The organism is Paenibacillus aestuarii, assembly GCF_027789125.1.
In the GTDB taxonomy this organism is placed as follows: domain Bacteria; phylum Bacillota; class Bacilli; order Paenibacillales; family NBRC-103111; genus Paenibacillus_E; species Paenibacillus_E aestuarii.
Genome location: NZ_JAQFVF010000065.1, coordinates 1 through 18,538, shown reverse-complemented (window position 1 = coordinate 18,538; position 18,538 = coordinate 1). Strand labels below are relative to the sequence as shown.

The following is an 18,538-nucleotide window of genomic DNA, read 5'->3' as shown; positions in this document are numbered from 1 at the left end:
TCAATGGCGGATCAATTTTCAGAGGAAAGACGTTTTTTGGAAGAGACACTGGCCGTGCATGGCGGTCAAGAATTAGACGCTTCAACCTTCTCGCGCGCTGTGCCGATTTATCAAACAACATCTTATGGCTTCAGAGATGCTGAGCATGCGGCCAACCTGTTTGGCTTGAAGGAGTTTGGCAATATCTATACCCGCATCATGAATCCGACGACCGATGTGTTTGAGAAGCGGATTGCAGCGCTGGAAGGCGGCATTGGCGCGCTTGGCGTAGCATCCGGACAGGCAGCAATTACATATGCGATTCTGAACATTGCTGAAGCAGGCGACGAAATCGTATCGGCAACAAGCTTGTATGGCGGTACATATAATTTGTTCGCGCACACGCTGAAAAAGCTTGGTATTCTCGTGCGCTTTGTCGATTCGAGCGACCCGGAAAATTTCCGTGCTGCCATTACGGACAAAACGAAGGCGATCTTCGCAGAGACGATCGGTAATCCGAAAGGTGACGTTCTGGATGTTGAGGCCGTTGCGCGAATCGCGCATGAGAATGGCGTTCCGCTGATCGTTGATAATACGTTCCCTAGCCCTTATCTGCTCAAGCCGATTGCCCATGGAGCGGACATTGTGGTGCATTCCGCTACCAAATTTATCGGTGGTCATGGTACTTCCATCGGCGGTGTGATTGTGGACAGCGGCAAGTTCGACTGGGCCGCAAGCGGCAGATTCCCTGGATTGACGACTCCAGATCCGAGCTACCACGGTGTTGTATACACAAAGGCTGTTGGCCCGATTGCCTATATTATTAAAGCACGCGTTCAATTGTTAAGAGATATGGGCGCTGCAATTTCGCCTTTCAATTCCTTCCTGCTGCTGCAAGGATTGGAAACGCTTCACCTGCGGATGGAGCGCCATTCGTCGAATGCGCTGCGAGTTGCCGAGTATTTGGAGCAGCATGAAGATGTAGAATGGGTCAGCTACGCTGGTCTGGAGAGCCATCCTTCCTACGGGCTTGCGAAGAAGTACTTGCCCAAAGGTCAAGGCGCCATTCTGACCTTTGAAATTAAAGGTGGTGTGGAAGCGGGCAAGCGTGTGATCAACACCGTCAAATTGTTCTCTCATCTAGCGAATGTCGGAGATTCGAAATCGCTTATTATTCATCCTGCCAGCACCACGCATCAACAGTTATCTGAGCAGGAACAACTTGCGACTGGTGTCACCCCTGGACTTATTCGACTATCTGTCGGCACAGAAGCCATTGATGACATTTTATACGATCTTGAACAAGCTATCCGAGCGAGTCAAGGTTAATCCCATCCTTGCCAATTCATAGCTAACAGCCTTGCTGTTCGCAGTCCAATGGACTCGAATGGCGAGGCTGTTTTGTTGTTTTATTTCATCCGTCACTTTCATGCTGTAGGCGTACATACGGTCTTCAAATGCTGAAGATTCCAGAACACTTTGTTGCCATCAGCATTGATCAACTCAACGAAATTGCGATCCGCTTTGTTCAGTAAACCGATTTTATTCGTGTTATCGCCAAGGTCAAAAACAACTAGCTTTCCTTCAAGCTTTTTGCACTGCTCCTCAAACGTTCGGGATAGCGTAACATTAATTAAGCTCAATGGAAGGGATTGATTGTCCAGCGTATAGGGGGTGACATTAGCCGGATACGGAATTAACCATTTGAGATGGTTCATGGAGATGAACATCGCTTTATAGACAGGAGAATAAAAGACGAAATAATCATTCATAATGCTCGTTAAATAACCATGGATCGTTTTATTGCCGGTCACATAAATCTCTACAAATCGTCCTTTGGCTTGATTTAATATTTTTCGAAAAGAGAGACTGTCCGCCTGATAATCAATTGATGGCTGCTCGGTTTCGGCCAAACTATCATCGGTTTCCATAGTAGGTTCTGTATTTACTTTTACATTTTGGACGTGTACTAAAGGAATATAATAAAATTTTTGTTCGTTGGCGAGAACTAAAATATCCAAACCACGATCGATTAATTTCCCTTTGCGGATATTATTTCCCGATATTTCCACAATGACTTGTTGTCCAACATATTGTTGAGGCACACACATACGATTGACCTCCAAAATAGCTGATTTAAAAAATCCAAGTAACCCAGAATGCGAGAATGACTAAGGTGAAAATAAGTGTGGCAGGGATGACGGCAGATGTGATTTTGATGTATTGGCCCCAGCTTAGCTTTACTTTTCCTTTTTTGATGATGTGCATCCACATTAAAGTCGCAAGTGTTCCGATTGGTAGAATAAGAGAACCGATATCACTGCCAATAACACTAGCTAGATAAGAAATTTTCAAAGTGAGCGGATCCAGTCCCATGTTGGTCAAGGTTAGTGTCCCTACCATTAGTGCAGGATGATTATTGAATAAGTTAGATAAAATCGTTAGCAAAATACCCATCATCACACTGGCATGAAGCAAGCTGCCAGACACAAGCGGGTGCATCAATTGGATAAGCATTTGCGTTAATCCGATATTATGCAGCCCATAAATAATCACGTACATGCTGAAAGCAAACAAGAGAATATACCAAGGTGTTTTTCTAACCATGTCTGCAGGGCTGATTTTCAAATAGTACCAACGCCATCCTAGCAGGAACACCGAACCTATTACGGCCATTAATGGAACAGGGAATTGAATGTAAGAAGCCACAAACAGGCTGACGCGAACACAGAAAACAAAGATTAAAATATTGCGCATGAATTTGGCTTGATTCTCTTTCGGAATCGGTGAGGATACGTCTTCTAACGGATGGGTTTGATAAAAAGCCCCCAAATGAATGGCTGGTAGTTTTCGAGGGAGATCCCGATAGAAACTAATAAATAGAAGGAATGTAAGGAATAAAAGGCCGACGGATGCAGGCACGAACATCATAGCCGTGTGCATGTAAAGGTCCATATGAACAATTTTTAAGGCTATGAGATTGACAATATTACTAACTCCGATCGGTGCGCTGGAAGCTGTTGCTATCAAAGCTCCAGATAATAGATAAGGTATTTTTTGCTTGTTTTTGAGGCCCAATTTTTGAGTAAGCATAAGTAAGATAGGGGTTGTAATTAAGATACTGCCATCGTTATTGACGAAGAGAGTCATTAGAAAGCAAAATAAATTGGTGTACCAGAATAGACGTATCCCAGATCCCCGCGCGCGTTCCAGAAGCTTCTCAGCGGACCAGTTGAAAAAACCGAAGCTTTCTAAAACGATGGCCATCACAATCGTAGCCATAATGGTTACTGCAGCCCCGCCGATGGTTTCCGTAATTTGTCCCAAGTCAGACAAAGTAACACTTCCGCTAAGAAGGACAAAGACGGCGCCGATTGTTGCCGGAATCGATTCGTTGACATGAGGACGCAAAAAAATAAAAGTAATCGTACAAACAAACGACAGGATAGTGATCGGTATCATGAAATCTTGCAACAATTCAATTCAACCTCTTTTCAGCTTGTGAGTTAAAGGTTTCTAGTTATTCTTCCTCCCTTGATAGATGACTTATTGTTTCATTTGCATTATATGTTCATATAACATGAGGGGGACTAGCCGAGTCCCTAACTTTACTATTTTCCACTAGTAACTCTGATATAATGACCTATCAAGCTGGGCCCTTATTGCAATTTTTCGGATATTATCGTAGCTGCATGGGATATCGTAAGCTAGAGAATGGTTATATAATCTATAACATTAAAAGAATTTCTGATATTAAATCGCTTTCATTTAGAAAGTGAAAGCGCTTAAACGTGATGGAAGGGACGATAACGAGTATGAGTATGAGCTATGATTCATTATGGAATCCGTATCCGTCTCAGCGGATGGTCACATACGCCCGCAAGGGAATGGTCGCGACGACACAGCCGTTGGCTGCACAGGCGGGACTCGATATTTTGAAGCAGGGCGGCAACGCCATCGACGCAGCGATTGCCACGGCAGCTTGCTTGACGGTAGTCGAGCCTAACTCCAACAGCATCGGTGGCGACTCCTTTGCGTTGGTGTGGGTCGACGGCAAGCTGCATGGCCTTAATGCAAGCGGCCCGTCTCCGGCTTCAATCTCGCGCGAGAAGGTGCTGCAGCTTGGTCATGAGAAAATCCCTACGTACGGCATGGTGCCCGTAACGGTACCCGGCACGCCAGCAGCATGGGCAGCACTGTCGGAACGATTCGGCCGCTTGCCCTTAGCCGAGGTGCTGCAGCCGGCGATCGATTATGCGGAGAACGGGTTCCCGGTTTCGCCGACGATTAGCAAGTACTGGAAGCTTGGTTATGACAACATAAGCGCCTTAGGCTGCAGCCTGTTTGAACCGTGGCTGGAGACTTTTGCCCCGCAGGGCCGGACGCCTGGTGCCGGGGAGATGTGGCGTTCTCCGGATCATGCCCGTACGCTGCGGGAGATTGCAGCCACGAAGGCGGAGTCTTTTTATCGTGGGGAGCTTGCTGAGCGGATTGATGCCTTTTTTAGGCAGCATGGAGGATTCCTGACGAAGGGAGATCTGGCGGCATACCGTACGGAATGGGCGGATCCCATACATGTGAACTATCGAGGCTTTGAGATTTGGGAGATGCCCCCGAATGGACAAGGATTAGTTGCTCTTATCGCCCTGAACATTTTGAAGGGATTGGATTTCGGCGCCAAGGATACGCTTTCCACGTACCACAAGCAGATTGAAGCTGTGAAATTGGCCTATGTGGACGGCTTGAAGTACATTACAGATCCTCGGCAAATGAAGGTCACGGTAGACCAACTGCTCTCCGAGCGCTATGCAGAAGAGAGAAGGGCGCTCATCGGCGATGAGGCGCTTCTCCCCATGGCGGGCGAGCCGCCGAAGGGCGGGACGGTTTATTTGGCAACGGCAGACGGAGATGGGAACATGGTGTCGTTCATTCAAAGCCATTCCGGTGACTTCGGCGCAGGGGTTGTCATCCCGGGAACTGGCATTTGCATGCAAAACAGGGGAGCAGGATTCTCGATGGATCCCGAGCATGATAATGTGCTTGAGCCCGGCAAGAAAACCTATCACACGATTATTCCCGGATTTATAACGAAGGATAATCAGCCTGTGGGCCCTTTTGGAGTGATGTGTGGATCGATCCAACCGCAAGCACATGTGCAGGTGGTGATGAACGCGATCGATTTCCATTTAAACCCGCAAGCTGCATTGGACGCTCCGCGTTGGCGCTGGCTGAGAGGCAAAATGATTGAGGTGGAGCCGCAGTTCCCTGATCATATGGCGCAAGCCTTGGCGAGAAAAGGGCATCTGGTACAGCGGGCATTAGACTCGGGCATGTTCGGCCGTGGGCAGATGATCTGGCGGGATCCACAGACAGGTGTGCTGGCAGGGGGAACTGAGCCTCGGGCTGATGGTCATGTGGCAGCATGGTGATTTTGTAGTTATATATATGTAAAATAATATGACATTAAAATTTTAGATGTTATCATAAGTTTATGGGATACCCATCTTTTAAGTCCTATTCTATAATTTAATTGTAAGATGCATGTTAAAAATAATGACATAAAGTGAGGGGTTTATGAATGATTCATGGAGTAATTAGAAAATCGGTGTTAGCTGCTGCATCTGCTGCTTTACTGACTTTGACGGCTTGCGGTAACGGTGCTGAGCCAGCCAAAGAAGCTTCACAAGCTCAAGCCTCGACACAACCTGCTGCCTCGAAGGAGCCAGTTACACTGACGCTGGAGGAGAACTGGTCCAGCCCGAACGTGGATAACCAGTTGTACAAAGAACGGATTCAAAAGTTCCAGCAGTTGAACCCGGACATTAAGATCGAAATGCAGGATATTCCATCAGCGCAATATCGGACAAAGCTTCGTACGGAAGCAGCCGGCAACAGCATGCCGGATATGTTCATCCTGTTCCCTGGCGTGGATATGGACCCTTTCATTGATGCTGGTGTGCTTATGCCGCTTGATGAAATTATGGATACATGGAAAGACATTTTGCCTGCTCAGGCTTTGGCTGGATATAAAGTGAACGGTAAGCAATACGCTGTTCCAACGAAAATGACTTTTGTTGATATCGTCTACTATCACAAAGATATGCTGGCTAAAGTCGGTTACAACGAGTTTCCAAAAACGTATGCGGATTTCCTCGAGCTTGTGAAGAAGCTCAAAGCTTCCGGCGTTACGCCAATGGGCATCGGCAATAAAAACCGCTGGCCGCTTCAATCCACAGTCATGTCTGCTGTTGAAGATCGGATCGCAGGCACGGAGTTCTTGACGAAAGTGAAACAAGGCCAAGCGAAGTTCACAGATCCGGATTACATTAAAGCGTTGGGTGTATTCGATGAGTTAACGAAACTTGACGCATTTAATGCGGATTTGAACACGATGGATGAAGTTCAAGTACAAGATTACTTCCTGCAGAAGAAATCGGCTATGACGATGACAAGCTCGACGATTGATACGAAGTTCCGCGTCAGTAACGCCGAGAGTGGCGATAATATCGGCATCGCGTTATTCCCGACCATTGACGGCGGTAAAGGCACAGCAGGCAAGAGTGCAGGCGTTGTCCAATATGGTATCGGACTCAGCAAGGAATTATCCGGAGCTAAGAAAGAAGCGGCATTCAAATTCTTGAAATATTTCTATGCGCCAGAGCTGTATCAAAACTTGATGAGTAAAGGGATCGTAGTACCGGCGAAAGTTGATATGCCTGCGGATACGAGCAAATATTTGAAAGAAATGCTGGAGCTGACGAAGTCGGGCGATGCGCTTGTATTTGATAGCGTGATGCCGGCTGGTGTGAAAGATGCGATTGAGAATGGTCTGCAAGCTATTACGATGAAACAGAAAACACCGGAGCAAATTGCCAAAGAAATGCAAGATGCGATGGATAAGGTGAAAAAGTAATCCGTCTACTGGTTGAATTAGCCACAGGATGTAAAAAAGCCGATGAGAAAGGGTGGCGGAGATGAAAGCTTCCATTGGAGCATTCTCCTTCTATCAGCTGTTAAGCCAAGGCGAGATGGATTTGTTCGGTTATCTCGAAACCGTGCGATATCGGTATCGATTGGATGCAGTGGATCTCTGGAACGGCTTCTTCGTTAACCGTGAAGCTCCCATTTGGGAGCTTCCGGCTGACGATGAGCTGTTGAAGATCAAGCGTAACCTGGATGAGAGACAATTAACGGTGGCCAACATGGCAGTGGACCGTGCGCACTTGTGGGACCCAGATCCGGATGTGCGGGAACAGCTGCACCGCAACGCTTTGGCCCATTTGCGAGCAGCGAAACTGCTGGGTGTACGGACCGTTCGCATCGATGCGAATCGAGGTCCTGTAGAGGCAAGTGAGGAACAATTTGATTACACGGTTCGCCGTTACCGGGAGTATGCACAGTATGCTGCCGATCACGGTTTTACAGTGGGCCCGGAAAACCACACGGGTATATCCCTGGATCCTCATTGGATGAAACAATTGGCTGAAGCCGTGGATCATCCCGGTTATGGCATATTGCTTCATCTTAACCGATGGATCGAAGGCGAACCAGGCAATGAGATCGTTGCTCCTTGGGTGAACCATACGCATTTGGATAGACGGACGTTATTCTCCGATCAAACCGAAGTAACGATCAAAGCTTTGGGTGAAGCGGGTTATCGAGGGTATTGGGCGATTGAATACAACGCTACTTCCAACCCTTACACCGAAATCGAGTGGGCGCTGGCGGCGACGAAACGGATGCTGGCCTCTGCTGCTAACCATGGATAGGTGATCTGGAGGCGGATGATATGGAATATGCCAAAATTAGAATTGGAATTATCGGCACTGGCATTATAGGTAAAGCTCATGTCGAGCAATACGCAGACATAGAAGGAGCCGAAGTCGTTGCCTTATGTGACATTAATGAGCAGGAGGCTCGCCGTGTTGCGAACAAATACGGGATTGCTCATGTCTATACGGATTACAAGGACCTGCTAGCCCGGGATGATATTGATGCGGTGGACGTCTGTCTGCACAACAACTTTCATGCGCCTTTAACAATTGCGGCATTGCGCGCAGGTAAACATGTGTACTGCGAGAAACCGATCGCAGGATCCTACTACGATGGTAAGGCGATGCTCGAAGCAGCTAAAGAATGCGGCAAGAAGCTGCATGTTCAGCTCAGTACCCTCTATAAAAAAGAGACGAAGGCAGCTAAAACGCTAATTGATAACGGGCAATTGGGCAAATTGTACCACGCCCGCTCAAACGGTTTCCGGCGGCGTGGTCGGCCTTTCGTCGACGGATTCGGCACCGCTAATTTTACGAGAAAAGCGAGTGCGGGCGGAGGGGCCTTGTTGGATATGGGCGTATATCATATCGCTCAAATGCTCTACTTGCTGGGCGAAACCCGAGTGGAACGCGTCACCGGCAAGCTTATTCAAGAGATGGAGATGGACGCGAAGCGCCAATCCGAGAGCGGGTTTGATGTAGAAGAGCTGGCTCTAGGGTTTGTGACTCTCCGGGGAGGGGTGACGCTGGATATCTTTGAAGCGTGGGCCGTTAACCTCGGAGGCGTCGAGGGGAGCAGCATTATCGGTTCCAAAGGCGGCATACGCTTGCCTGCCTATCATTCGGGAGAGATGACGTCGGATATCAGCTTTCACACGACTGTGGCGGACATCGATCTGGATAGCAAAATCGATTTGAATCGCATGGACATTCGTTGGCACCGAATGAGAGAGAATGAAGATGCTTATGATTCATCGCAGCGGCATTGGATCGCCGCTTTGCAGGGGCGCGTCGAGCTGCTGCCGTCGGCGGATATTGCGCTGGCGACGATGCTGATCAGCGAAGGTTTGTATTTGTCCGATTCGTTAGGGAGAGAAACGACGGCTGCCGAAATTATTGCAGCTTCGCGCTCGCTAGCGATTCCGATGTAAGAGCGCAGCGAGCCGCTAACCGGCTGCCAAAGAGGCGGAGCCTGCCGGGTTCCGTCTTCTTGCGTCTCTCAGCCTATCATCTAGAGCAAAGGAGAGCCGCCTATGAATATTACGAAGCGGATGGGATTGGCAATATTTGTCGGCATGCTGCCGGCTTTGATCATTTATATTGGGATTGCGATGATCCCGGTTGCCATGTCTTTTTACTACTCATTTTTTAATTGGAACGGGTTGTCCCACATGTCCTTTATAGGGCTGGATAATTATATCTCGGTCTTAAAGGACGGCATCTTTTGGAAGGGCGTAACAAACAACCTGTTCATGATGCTTAGCGGAATTCTCGGTCAATTGCCGGTAGGCTTGTTCTTTGCAGTGATCTTGAACCGCTCGCTTCGCGGGCTCAAAGTTTACCGATCCGTACTTTTCCTGCCTGTCATTATTTCGGCGGTTATCGTGTCACTAATCTGGAATATGGTCTACGGCACGGAATCCGGTCTGCTTAACAATGTGCTCGGATTGTTTGGCTTAGGGAGTTGGAAACAAAACTGGCTAGGTGCTCCGCAGTGGGGCATGCTGTCAGTAAGTATCACCTATTTATGGCAAAACTATGGATTCTACATGGTTATCTTCCTGGCCGGATTGCAAAATATTCCCGAAGAAATCCGGGAAGCTGCCGTCATGGACGGCGCTACGGGTTGGAAACGATTCTGGCTCATTACGCTGCCGATGCTGAAAGAAACGATCTGGGTAACCTTGATCTTCTCCATCAGCAACAGCTTCCGGATTTTCGATTTGATTTATGTGATGACGGCTGGCGGGCCTGCTCATAATACGGAAGTTATGACCATTTATATGTACACGCAAGCGTTCAACAATAGTGACTTTGGGTTGGGAAGCTCAGTCTCCATCCTCATCCTGCTATTCAGCTTAATAGCCATTTATGCAGCCAAATTAATTACTCGAAGAAACGGCTAACACGTTCATGCCGGGAAAGGAGGCGCTATGCGAACATCTTTAGGAAAAAAAACGATCATTCATCTAGTCTTAGCTGTGCTAAGCGTCATTAACATCATCCCGATCGTCTGGATGGTTGTCAGTTCTTTCAAATCAGAGGAAGATTACGCGACCAATCCGCTGGGACTACCGAAGTTATGGAAACTTAGCAACTATACAAGCGCCTGGAAGGTTGCGCATCTAGGCACGTATTTCTGGAACAGTGTCATTGTGACCGTAGGTGCGATCGTTTTAACGGTACTGCTTGGTGCGTTAACCTCCTACTTTTTGTCCAGATTTCATTTCCGCCTGCGCGGTTGGCTTTACGGCTTGTTTATTATCGGGATGACCATTCCGATTCATGCTACTTTAGTGCCCATTTTTATTATCATGAAAAAAGTTGGCTTATTGAATTCGCACCTCTCACTGGTGCTTCCTTACACGGCTTTTCACCTCTCGATTACGATTTTCATTCTCGTGGGATTCATGCAAGCCTTCCCCAAAGATATCGAGGAGTCGGCGGTTATGGACGGCGCCGGGCTTTATCGGATCTTTTGGTCGATCATATTGCCAATGACCCGTCCAGCGCTGGCTACTGTTATCATTATCAACTTTATTTATAATTGGAATGAGTTTTTATTCGCTCTTGTACTCATTAATAAAGCGGCATTGAAGACACTTCCGCTCGGCTTGGCCAATTTCGCTGGAACGGAGACACGCTTTCAAACGCTGCAGATGGCAGCTTTGTCGATGGCACTTATTCCGCTTGTAGCGTTTTACTTGGCAATGGAAAAGCAGCTGGTACAAGGGATGACAGCGGGGGCTGTCAAAGGATAAAACACCCAGGTCTAATTTCCCCTTCTTTAAGTCCCGGTTTTCCTTTCCTTTTTAGCCAGGTTGCTCCCGTTTTATAGTAAAATGAGGAATAAGACCGGTTAGGGGGAGTGGACATAATGCATTTTAACAGATACTCGTTGCTGCATTTCAGTTTAAGACAAAAGTCGGTGGCCATCTTCATCCTTTTGGTGACTCTCCCCTCTTTGTTGATCGGAAACGTCATCTTGAGCCGTTACGATGCCATTTTGCGGCAGCAGTTCATCGATTCTATGGAAAAGAATTTAAATACGATCGAATTGAATTTGTCCGAGAAAATCAAAGCCGTAGAAGATTTATCGGATTACATGATTTATCAGGAGAATTTCAGAAGCTTCATGGAAACTCCTACAACACCTTCGAATATGCAGCAGATGAATAAGGACCAAACGGCGATTGAAGGCTTCATTGCTTTTCAAATTATGTCCAAGCGATATATTAAGTCGATTTCACTCCAAGGCGTAGGCGGGAACCAGCTGCAGATGGGTGAGCCTGTCGTGGGGCAGGAGCAGCCGTGGACGGATTTAGCCCAAGCAAATAAAGGGGCAGTTGTCTGGACGGACTCCTATAAGCTGGAGAGCGGTTGGCGAGGGGGCAAACGCGTTGTCTCCATGTTCAGGGTTATAAATTCTTTTGATAATCCTTCGCGTCCGGTTGGAGAAGTGATCGTGCGATTGGATGAGTCCGAATTTACAGATCTATTGAACGCTGCAGTTCCCCAGGATCAGGGCTCCATCTTTATCGTTCGTCCGGGCGGCGAGGTGCTGCTTCATCCAAATGAATCACTAATTGGGCACCCATATCCAAGCGACGCGCTGCTCAAAGATTTGAAGGCGAGACCGATCAATAAAGTCGCTTCCTTGACAGAAGCCGGGACTTCTTACATTGTGTTCAGCCAGCCGATGAAATCGACAGGGTGGAGCATCGTGGCCATGATCAAGGACCAAGCGATCGTTCAAAAAACAGATGCGATTAAGGCTTCGTTAAAGTTTTTGATTCTGGTAATCCTTATTTTTGGATTATTAGCTCTGATCGGGTTCGAGCTTGCCATGATCCGCCCTATGCTTGAGTTGAGCAGACAGACGTCCCGGTTGAAAAAGGGCGACTTTTCTGCTCAGGTAAAGGTCCGTACCCGTGATGAGGTTGGGGAGCTTGGGCGGCAATTCAATAACATGGTCATGACCATTAAAGAACTGATTGATAAGAAGTACAAGCTGGAGATCCGGCAAAAGGAATCGGAGCTTCGAATTCTTCAGAGTCAAATGGATCCTCATTTTTTATATAACACGCTCGATATGATTCGATGGACAGCCCGATTGGAAAAGGCAGTGGAGACGAGCCAGTTGATTGAGACGCTATCCCGCTTTTTTCGGATGGGGCAGAATAGCGGGAAGCGATATACGACTATGCCTGAAGAATTAGATTTTGTCCGTGATTATTTGAATTTGCAGCAGAAGCGAATGGGAAGCAAGTTGAAGTTCACCCTGTATATGGAATCTACGTTAAACCAGGCTGTAATTTTAAAGAAAATTATTCAACCGCTTGTGGAGAACAGCATTAAGCATGGGTTTACACGTGGTGGTGGTAGAATTGATGTTCGTTGTTATATCGATGGGCCTGATGTGCTGATTGAAGTTATCGACTCAGGAGCTGGTTTTGCCAAAGAAAAGCTTGAGGTGCTATACAGAGTTCTTCAAAAACAAACCGGTGACGAGAGTGTAATGAATCATGCGATCTGTAATATTCATGAACGAATTTTGCTTGAGTATGGCAGTGGCTACGGGATTGAGCTGCCTTCGGAGCCGTCTCGTGACAGAACTTGCGTGCGTATCAGATTTCCGTATCAAATGAATGAACAGGAGGGGATACGATGACCATCACAATGCTGATTGTAGACGATGAACCCATTATTTGCCAAGGTCTAAGGCAGACTATTTCCTGGGAAACGATTGGTGTGGAGGTGGTCGGAGAAGCCTATGACGGTTTGGATGCGCTTGCATTCATGGAACACAACCCTGTAGACGTCGTGTTAACTGATATTAATATGGACGGTATGGACGGACTCGAGCTGTCCAAACAATTGAAGACGCGCTACCCTAATGCCCGGGTCGTCATTATTAGCGGATACGACCATTTTGAGTATGCACGGCAGGCTCTGCGCCTCGGGATTAAAGATTATTTGTTAAAACCAGTTAACATCGATGAACTCATGACCATGGTACAGCGAATAGGTGTCGAGATCGGCCAGGAACAGAAGCTTAGAGACGATCAACAGGTTGAACGCAAGCGTCAGTGGCTTAACGGGCAGCTGCAGCAGGGAGGGGCTGATCTTTACGTGGATGACGCCCTGATCGTAAGTAACGGATCGTCCAACTGCTGGATGATTGCTACGCAAGTTGCCGATTATGCGCAATGGAACGATCGCTCGACAGAAGAGGTGCGCAGAGAAATGCGGGCTCTGTGGGAAAGACGTATCGATGCCGCCCTACAACCAATAGGGCTTGAAACGGTTTCCTTTTTCCAGCATCCCAACATGCTGCTCACTTTTGTCGCAGCTCCTCTATCGGTGAAGACGAAGGATTTGTATGATGCATTATTTGGCACACTGAAGTTGTCCGACGATGTTAGTCTGTATGCAAGTATTTCCTGTCCATTTGCAAGTTCGGAGCATATTCGTGCCGCCTGTTTGGAGGCGATCTCCTTATTGCAGTATGCGGTGCTCTTGTTGTCGTCCCCGGTTATACTTCATGACGAAGAGCGGATTGCGAAAAGAAATCACCGTCTTCCTGATTTGATAGAGATGGAGAAAAAATTGAATCATGTCTTATTTCAAGAGAACGAGGCAGGGCTGGATCAGCAGATTGGCGAGATCATGCGGGAATTCCGTGAGAGTGGTAGTCTCATCAAGGAGGTTTGGCATGCGTTTCAGGAGCTGGTCATTATCCTTCAGCGGAAACTGCGGGCGACAGGAATTGACTTGAGTGGCTATCCTGATATTTTTCACACTCAAGAAATTGATCTGGTCGCGCATAATTCCTATAGAGCCATGGAATCGCTGCTACGTGCCGAGTTGGAATCGATGTATGCACTGATTCATACCTCGCTTACAGGTAAAAACACTTGGTTGGCCGACAGAGTGAAATCCTACATTGAGGCCAGATACAATAAGGACCTCAAAGCTTCGGAAATCGCTGCCTGGCTGAAAATAACTCCGAATTATTTCAGTATTCTTTTCAAGCAGAAGTTCGGTAAGGGCTTCGCTGAGTATTTAAACGAAGTTCGGATCGAACAGGCGAAAGCTAGGCTGACGGGTACGGATGACCGCGTCTTTGAAATCGCCGAAAGTGTTGGATACAAGGAATATAAGTACTTCTGCGCCATCTTTAAAACATACACTGGAATCACGCCAACTCAATATCGGAAGCTTGCTCATACGACTTAAGAGCTTAGAAAGGATAGAGTGGCATTCATGTCAGCATTTTCCGTGATTAAATCACATCCTTTTCAAGTTATAAAAGGTTTTAATTTCATCTTATACGGGACTTTCGCCATCTATAGTTCATTTTTTCCGCTCTACTTGAAGAGCTTCGGCATGTCCAGTATCGGCATTAGTCTGCTGCTGGCAGGCGGGCCGATTCTCTCGTTAATCGCCAATCCGTTTTGGGGCTACTGGAGTGACCGCCTGGTTAATGTAAGACGAATCCTGATCGCCTTGTTGATCGGCAGCTTAATAAGCTTGCAATTGGTCTTTTTTTTCAATGCATACTCGCTTATTATCACTTTTTTGCTAGTCTTTTTCTTCTTTCAAAGTCCTTTGTTTTCTCAAAGCAACAGTCTAATTCTAGAAGCTATTGAACATACACCGTATAAGTTTGGCTCCTTTCGACTTTGGGGAGCTCTCGGTTGGGCGCTGCTGGCCTTAGGGACAGGGCCTGTGATGGAATGGCTTGGTATTCGCCAGCTTTGGGTCGTGTGCGCTTTGATGATGGGATTGTCTATTCTATTAGCGTTCATGCTGCCTAATGGGAGCGGGAGTAGAGAGCAAGCGGCTACTGTTCAAAGCAGCAATTATTTACAGGTAATAGGAAACAAGTGGTTTATGACGTTTATTGTGATGGGTATTCTGATTTCAATTCCGAATGCTATGAACAACACCTTTGTCTCTATTTATATGTCGGATTTAGGTGGCAGTACAGGTTTAGTCGGATGGTCCGCCTTCTTTGCCTCTATTTTTGAAATACCTGTCTATTTGCTGTTCGACCGGTTTCTGCGCAAGGAAAGGAGAAGTATGATTCTTTGCCTAGCCGCTGTTAGTTTACTGTACGCGCTTCGCTGGTTCTTGATGGCTGAGGCGACATCGCCTTATCACATTCTTTGTATACAGGCTTTGAATTCTATCACCTTTGCTGGTTATTACTATGTGGGCACGCAATTAACGGCTTATCTGATTCCATCTGCCTACCGGGCTTCGGGGCAAGCGGTATATGCCTTAAGTTGGGGCGGCTTGTCCGGTATTATTGCCGGGATCGCCGGTGGCTGGATCTTTCAAATGTTAGGTCCGCAAGCGATGTATAGGTTCAGTTCAATATTAGCACTGCTTGGTGTGGCAGGTTTCACTGTCATGTTTGCAGTTGCTGTTCGAAGAGAAGCTCGCGAAGAAGAGAAAACGCATAATAAGGGAGAGATGTACTATGAATAAGTTGAAAGTCGGTGTTGTTGGTGCAGGCTCCATATCAAACATGCATCTGGACGCATATGCGAATAACGCTGCGGTTGAACTGTATGCAATCTGTGATGTAAACCGTGAACGTGCTGAGGAGAAAGCAGGGAAATACGGAATTTCCAACGTTTATTCCGATCTGCAAGCGTTTTTGGCTAATCCTGAGATTGAGGCTGTAAGCATCTGTACGTGGAATCATTCGCATGCCGAAATCAGTATTGCGGCTATCGAAGCAGGCAAGCATGTCTTATGTGAAAAACCGCTATGTCAGACAGTGGAGCAAGCGCTAGAGGTTCAAACAGCTGTTCAACGCAGCTCCAAGGTATTCCAAGTAGGATTCGTCCGTCGTTACGGCAATACGACGCAAATGCTTCGCCGTTTCATCGAGGCAGGTGATTTAGGCGAAATTTATTATGCAAAAGCCAGCTATTTGCGCCGTCTTGGTAATCCGGGTGGATGGTTTGCGGATAAAAAGCGCTCCGGAGGCGGCCCTCTCATCGATCTAGGCGTGCATGCTATTGATATTTGTTGGTATTTGATGGGCAAGCCGAAGGTGTTGTCTGTATCAGGTAATACCTATAGCAAATTAGGTAATCGCGCGAATGTGAAGCATCTCTCGTATTATCAAGCCGCAGACTACGACGCTAAGCATAACGATGTGGAAGATCTTGCGAACGCGCTGATCCGCTTCGAGAACGGTGCTTCTTTGATGGTGGATGTCAGCTTTACACTGCACGCTATTAAGAATGACGGTACAATAAGTATCTTCGGAACTAAAGGCGGAGCTCAGGTTGAGCCGGAATTGCAGATTGCAACGGAAAAACACGACATCATGCTTAATCTGATTCCACAGGCGGATACGCTGACTTTTGACTTTAAATCGGGGTTCCAAAACGAAATTGACCATTTCGTTCGCTGCTGTCAAGGTAATGATGTGACTTTAAGTCCGGTTGAGGACGGCGTTGAGCTCATGAAAATCATATGCGCTGTCTATGAATCGGCATTCACAGGCAAAGAGATCCGATTTGAGCAAGATAAAGAGGCGCTTAAGGCGGCGAAAGCATGAAATTTGCCAACAAAATCAGTTTGAGCATATGGAGCTGTCATCGCTATTTGTATAATAAAACGTGGACGAATACAGACTTTATTCGTTTCGCTCGCCGGGAGACGATGGCTGACGGTGTTGAGTTACTGTATCGGTTCTTGGAATCTGCGGGTGACGTGAACCAAATTGAAAAAACGCTCCAGCAAGAAAATCTTCAGGTTGCATGCGTTAGCGCAAGTAATAATTTTGCCCTGCCAACTGAAGAGGATCGTCGCATGCAGCTTCAACAGGTGTTAAGTTCAGTTGATTATGCTGCTGCGTTCGGTGCTAACGTGGTCCGTGTCTTCTCCGGAAGCCATCAGGAGGGAGAGGTCTCAGAACAAGCTCGCCAATGGATCATCAATGGTTTAAAAGAAGCCGCCGAGTACGCTGGTAAGCGAAATATTGTGCTCTGTCTGGAAAATCACGGGCAGTTTGCCGGCAAAGCGAGCCAAGTTAAATCCATCATCGAAGAAGTTGATTCGCTCGCACTTCGCAGCACCTTCGATATGGGCAACTTTCTGTTGGCTGACGAAAATCCACGAGATGCCATGGTGCAGCTCCATCAGGTGATTGGTCATGTTCACTGCAAAGATTTTATTAAGGTGAGTGAAGATTTCCAAGGAGACATTTATCCCGCTATTTCAGGCGAACTGTATACGGGTACAATAATCGGTGAGGGAAGCGTTGAACTGGGTCATTTATTAACAAGCTTGCGAGACTCAGGCTTTGGAGGGTGGATCAGCGTAGAGTTTGAAGGCAATGAAGAACAGCGACTAGGTTCGACCCGTTCTGTTTCGAATATCAAACAATTGATCAACTCGTTATAGATTTTCAGTGACCAAACAAATTGCGTTCTATCAATTACTAGTCAGGGTAAAGGATTTGGAATCCTTCCCTGGCTTTTTATGTGTTATTTTGCTATTGATTTAAATAGTCGAATGATTGAAGGTTGTTTATTAAGCAGTTGGTTGACAGGGTAGATTGGCTCGTAATGAGAACTTGGCAAGTTGGGGGACTGGAGAATATAAAGAAGAAAAGGAAGGTTTTGCCTTCAAGAGGAGACCTTCCTTAACTTTGCCTTATATCATCTAACTAACGCTTGCTTTCTGTGTAAATTTGAAAAGGTATGCCAAATTTATCTGTTACGATGCCATACGCAGGACTGAAATGCGTTTCCTGCAAAGGCATATTCACTTGTCCTTCCTGTTGCAAGGCAGTAAAAAATCGTTCTGCTGTTGCTTTGTCATCCATTGATACACAAATGGTCACTTGATTTCCTTTGTTCACAGGTTGTCCTGGGAAAGAATCGGAGAACATGATTTCTGAGTTGCCGATTTTAATTGTAGCGTGAGCGACAAGATCTTTGGCTTCGGCAGGCAACGGGAAATCCGGATTTGCTGGCATCTCTCCGAAAGTAGTGCTGAAAAGCAATTCAGCATCTAATGCTTTCTTATAAAACTCAATGGCTTCCTGTGCGTTTCCTTCCATAACTAAGTAAGGGATTAATGTTACTGCCATTTGTTATCAGCTCCTAATTAATTGGTTTATGGGACATGAGTAAAACTGCTTCTTCAATTCCATTATTACCCATGACCAATTATAATATACCGAACATGTGTTTGTAAATATATTTCTGTGAGAGGGGGCTAATTTATAATGCCTAAAAAATAAAAAATCAAAGCATTGCATTTTTTTAGCGGCCATGGTATATTTTCATTCCTGTCTTCTGAACAGGACATGCAGTGGGGTTTTTCAGAAGGTCTGAGCTTGTTGAATATCTTCGAGAAATGAATCGAAAAAAAACACTTGCAATTAGGTTTTGAAAATGGTATATTACTTTTCGCTGCTTCGGTAACGCGGCGGCGAACGAAAGAGAATTGTTCTTTGAAAACTGAACAACGAGTGAGAAGCAAGTCGAGTAATCGACTCTAAACTTTAAAAGAGATTAACAATCTCGTCAGCT

At 46.6% G+C, this 18,538-nt stretch carries 15 protein-coding genes; 12 read left to right on the top strand and 3 right to left on the bottom strand.

What is annotated here, in order from left to right:
• The first annotated feature begins 3 nt into the window (after positions 1-3).
• Positions 4-1,308, top strand: a complete 1,305-nt coding sequence (locus tag O9139_RS23480; RefSeq protein ID WP_270884188.1) for a homocysteine synthase — start codon at positions 4-6, stop codon at positions 1,306-1,308.
• Between the two features lie 98 nt (positions 1,309-1,406).
• Here O9139_RS23480 and O9139_RS23475 read toward each other — a convergent pair whose 3' ends face one another.
• Positions 1,407-2,090, bottom strand: a complete 684-nt coding sequence (locus tag O9139_RS23475) for a DUF2642 domain-containing protein (RefSeq protein ID WP_270884187.1) — start codon at positions 2,088-2,090, stop codon at positions 1,407-1,409.
• Between the two features lie 25 nt (positions 2,091-2,115).
• Positions 2,116-3,441 carry an arsenic transporter gene (locus O9139_RS23470; RefSeq protein ID WP_270884297.1) on the bottom strand — a complete coding sequence of 442 codons (1,326 nt, stop codon included), beginning with the start codon at positions 3,439-3,441 and terminating at the stop codon, positions 2,116-2,118.
• Positions 3,442-3,794: 353 nt separating this feature from the next.
• Between O9139_RS23470 and O9139_RS23465 the strand changes: the two genes are divergently transcribed.
• From O9139_RS23465 to O9139_RS23415, 11 genes are all read left to right on the top strand, one after another.
• Complete coding sequence (locus O9139_RS23465) at positions 3,795-5,408, top strand: gamma-glutamyltransferase family protein (protein ID WP_270884186.1); 1,614 nt, start codon at positions 3,795-3,797, stop codon at positions 5,406-5,408.
• 149 nt (positions 5,409-5,557) lie between these two features.
• Positions 5,558-6,892 carry an extracellular solute-binding protein gene (locus O9139_RS23460; RefSeq protein ID WP_270884185.1) on the top strand — a complete coding sequence of 445 codons (1,335 nt, stop codon included), beginning with the start codon at positions 5,558-5,560 and terminating at the stop codon, positions 6,890-6,892.
• 61 nt (positions 6,893-6,953) lie between these two features.
• Positions 6,954-7,748, top strand: coding sequence for a sugar phosphate isomerase/epimerase family protein (locus O9139_RS23455; RefSeq protein ID WP_270884184.1), 795 nt, complete (start codon positions 6,954-6,956; stop codon positions 7,746-7,748).
• Positions 7,749-7,768: 20 nt separating this feature from the next.
• Complete coding sequence (locus O9139_RS23450) at positions 7,769-8,902, top strand: Gfo/Idh/MocA family protein (RefSeq protein ID WP_270884183.1); 1,134 nt, start codon at positions 7,769-7,771, stop codon at positions 8,900-8,902.
• 102 nt (positions 8,903-9,004) lie between these two features.
• Complete coding sequence (locus O9139_RS23445) at positions 9,005-9,877, top strand: carbohydrate ABC transporter permease (RefSeq protein ID WP_270884182.1); 873 nt, start codon at positions 9,005-9,007, stop codon at positions 9,875-9,877.
• A gap of 27 nt (positions 9,878-9,904) precedes the next feature.
• Positions 9,905-10,732, top strand: a complete 828-nt coding sequence (locus tag O9139_RS23440; protein ID WP_270884181.1) for a carbohydrate ABC transporter permease — start codon at positions 9,905-9,907, stop codon at positions 10,730-10,732.
• Positions 10,733-10,848: 116 nt separating this feature from the next.
• Positions 10,849-12,642, top strand: coding sequence for a sensor histidine kinase (locus tag O9139_RS23435; protein WP_270884180.1), 1,794 nt, complete (start codon positions 10,849-10,851; stop codon positions 12,640-12,642).
• Positions 12,639-14,210 (top strand): response regulator transcription factor, encoded by a 1,572-nt coding sequence (locus O9139_RS23430; RefSeq protein ID WP_270884179.1) that lies wholly within the window; start codon positions 12,639-12,641, stop codon positions 14,208-14,210. Before O9139_RS23435 ends, O9139_RS23430 begins: the two co-directional genes overlap by 4 nt.
• A 27-nt stretch (positions 14,211-14,237) precedes the next feature.
• On the top strand, positions 14,238-15,467 hold the full coding sequence (locus tag O9139_RS23425; RefSeq protein WP_270884178.1) for an MFS transporter: 1,230 nt from the start codon (positions 14,238-14,240) through the stop codon (positions 15,465-15,467).
• On the top strand, positions 15,460-16,554 hold the full coding sequence (locus O9139_RS23420) for a Gfo/Idh/MocA family protein (RefSeq protein ID WP_270884177.1): 1,095 nt from the start codon (positions 15,460-15,462) through the stop codon (positions 16,552-16,554). The genes O9139_RS23425 and O9139_RS23420 overlap by 8 nt, the downstream gene beginning before the upstream one ends.
• The gene (locus O9139_RS23415) at positions 16,551-17,402 is read left to right on the top strand and encodes a sugar phosphate isomerase/epimerase family protein (protein ID WP_270884176.1); all 852 of its coding nucleotides are present in this window, start codon (positions 16,551-16,553) and stop codon (positions 17,400-17,402) included. Before O9139_RS23420 ends, O9139_RS23415 begins: the two co-directional genes overlap by 4 nt.
• 265 nt (positions 17,403-17,667) lie before the next feature.
• Here O9139_RS23415 and O9139_RS23410 read toward each other — a convergent pair whose 3' ends face one another.
• Positions 17,668-18,093, bottom strand: a complete 426-nt coding sequence (locus O9139_RS23410) for a VOC family protein (protein ID WP_270884175.1) — start codon at positions 18,091-18,093, stop codon at positions 17,668-17,670.
• Positions 18,094-18,538 lie beyond the last annotated feature (445 nt).

What these genes read in the sequence shown, in the direction of transcription:
- O9139_RS23455 (WP_270884184.1), top strand. Translation starts at nt 6,954, where the DNA reads ATGAAAGCTTCCATTGGAGCATTCTCCTTCTATCAGCTGTTAAGCCAA.
- O9139_RS23415 (WP_270884176.1), top strand. Translation starts at nt 16,551, where the DNA reads ATGAAATTTGCCAACAAAATCAGTTTGAGCATATGGAGCTGTCATCGC.
- O9139_RS23450 (WP_270884183.1), top strand. Translation starts at nt 7,769, where the DNA reads ATGGAATATGCCAAAATTAGAATTGGAATTATCGGCACTGGCATTATA.
- O9139_RS23475 (WP_270884187.1), bottom strand. Translation starts at nt 2,090, where the DNA reads ATGTGTGTGCCTCAACAATATGTTGGACAACAAGTCATTGTGGAAATA.
- O9139_RS23480 (WP_270884188.1), top strand. Translation starts at nt 4, where the DNA reads ATGGCGGATCAATTTTCAGAGGAAAGACGTTTTTTGGAAGAGACACTG.
- O9139_RS23435 (WP_270884180.1), top strand. Translation starts at nt 10,849, where the DNA reads ATGCATTTTAACAGATACTCGTTGCTGCATTTCAGTTTAAGACAAAAG.
- O9139_RS23465 (WP_270884186.1), top strand. Translation starts at nt 3,795, where the DNA reads ATGAGTATGAGCTATGATTCATTATGGAATCCGTATCCGTCTCAGCGG.
- O9139_RS23445 (WP_270884182.1), top strand. Translation starts at nt 9,005, where the DNA reads ATGAATATTACGAAGCGGATGGGATTGGCAATATTTGTCGGCATGCTG.
- O9139_RS23470 (WP_270884297.1), bottom strand. Translation starts at nt 3,441, where the DNA reads ATGATACCGATCACTATCCTGTCGTTTGTTTGTACGATTACTTTTATT.
- O9139_RS23420 (WP_270884177.1), top strand. Translation starts at nt 15,460, where the DNA reads ATGAATAAGTTGAAAGTCGGTGTTGTTGGTGCAGGCTCCATATCAAAC.
- O9139_RS23425 (WP_270884178.1), top strand. Translation starts at nt 14,238, where the DNA reads ATGTCAGCATTTTCCGTGATTAAATCACATCCTTTTCAAGTTATAAAA.
- O9139_RS23410 (WP_270884175.1), bottom strand. Translation starts at nt 18,093, where the DNA reads ATGGCAGTAACATTAATCCCTTACTTAGTTATGGAAGGAAACGCACAG.
- O9139_RS23460 (WP_270884185.1), top strand. Translation starts at nt 5,558, where the DNA reads ATGATTCATGGAGTAATTAGAAAATCGGTGTTAGCTGCTGCATCTGCT.
- O9139_RS23430 (WP_270884179.1), top strand. Translation starts at nt 12,639, where the DNA reads ATGACCATCACAATGCTGATTGTAGACGATGAACCCATTATTTGCCAA.
- O9139_RS23440 (WP_270884181.1), top strand. Translation starts at nt 9,905, where the DNA reads ATGCGAACATCTTTAGGAAAAAAAACGATCATTCATCTAGTCTTAGCT.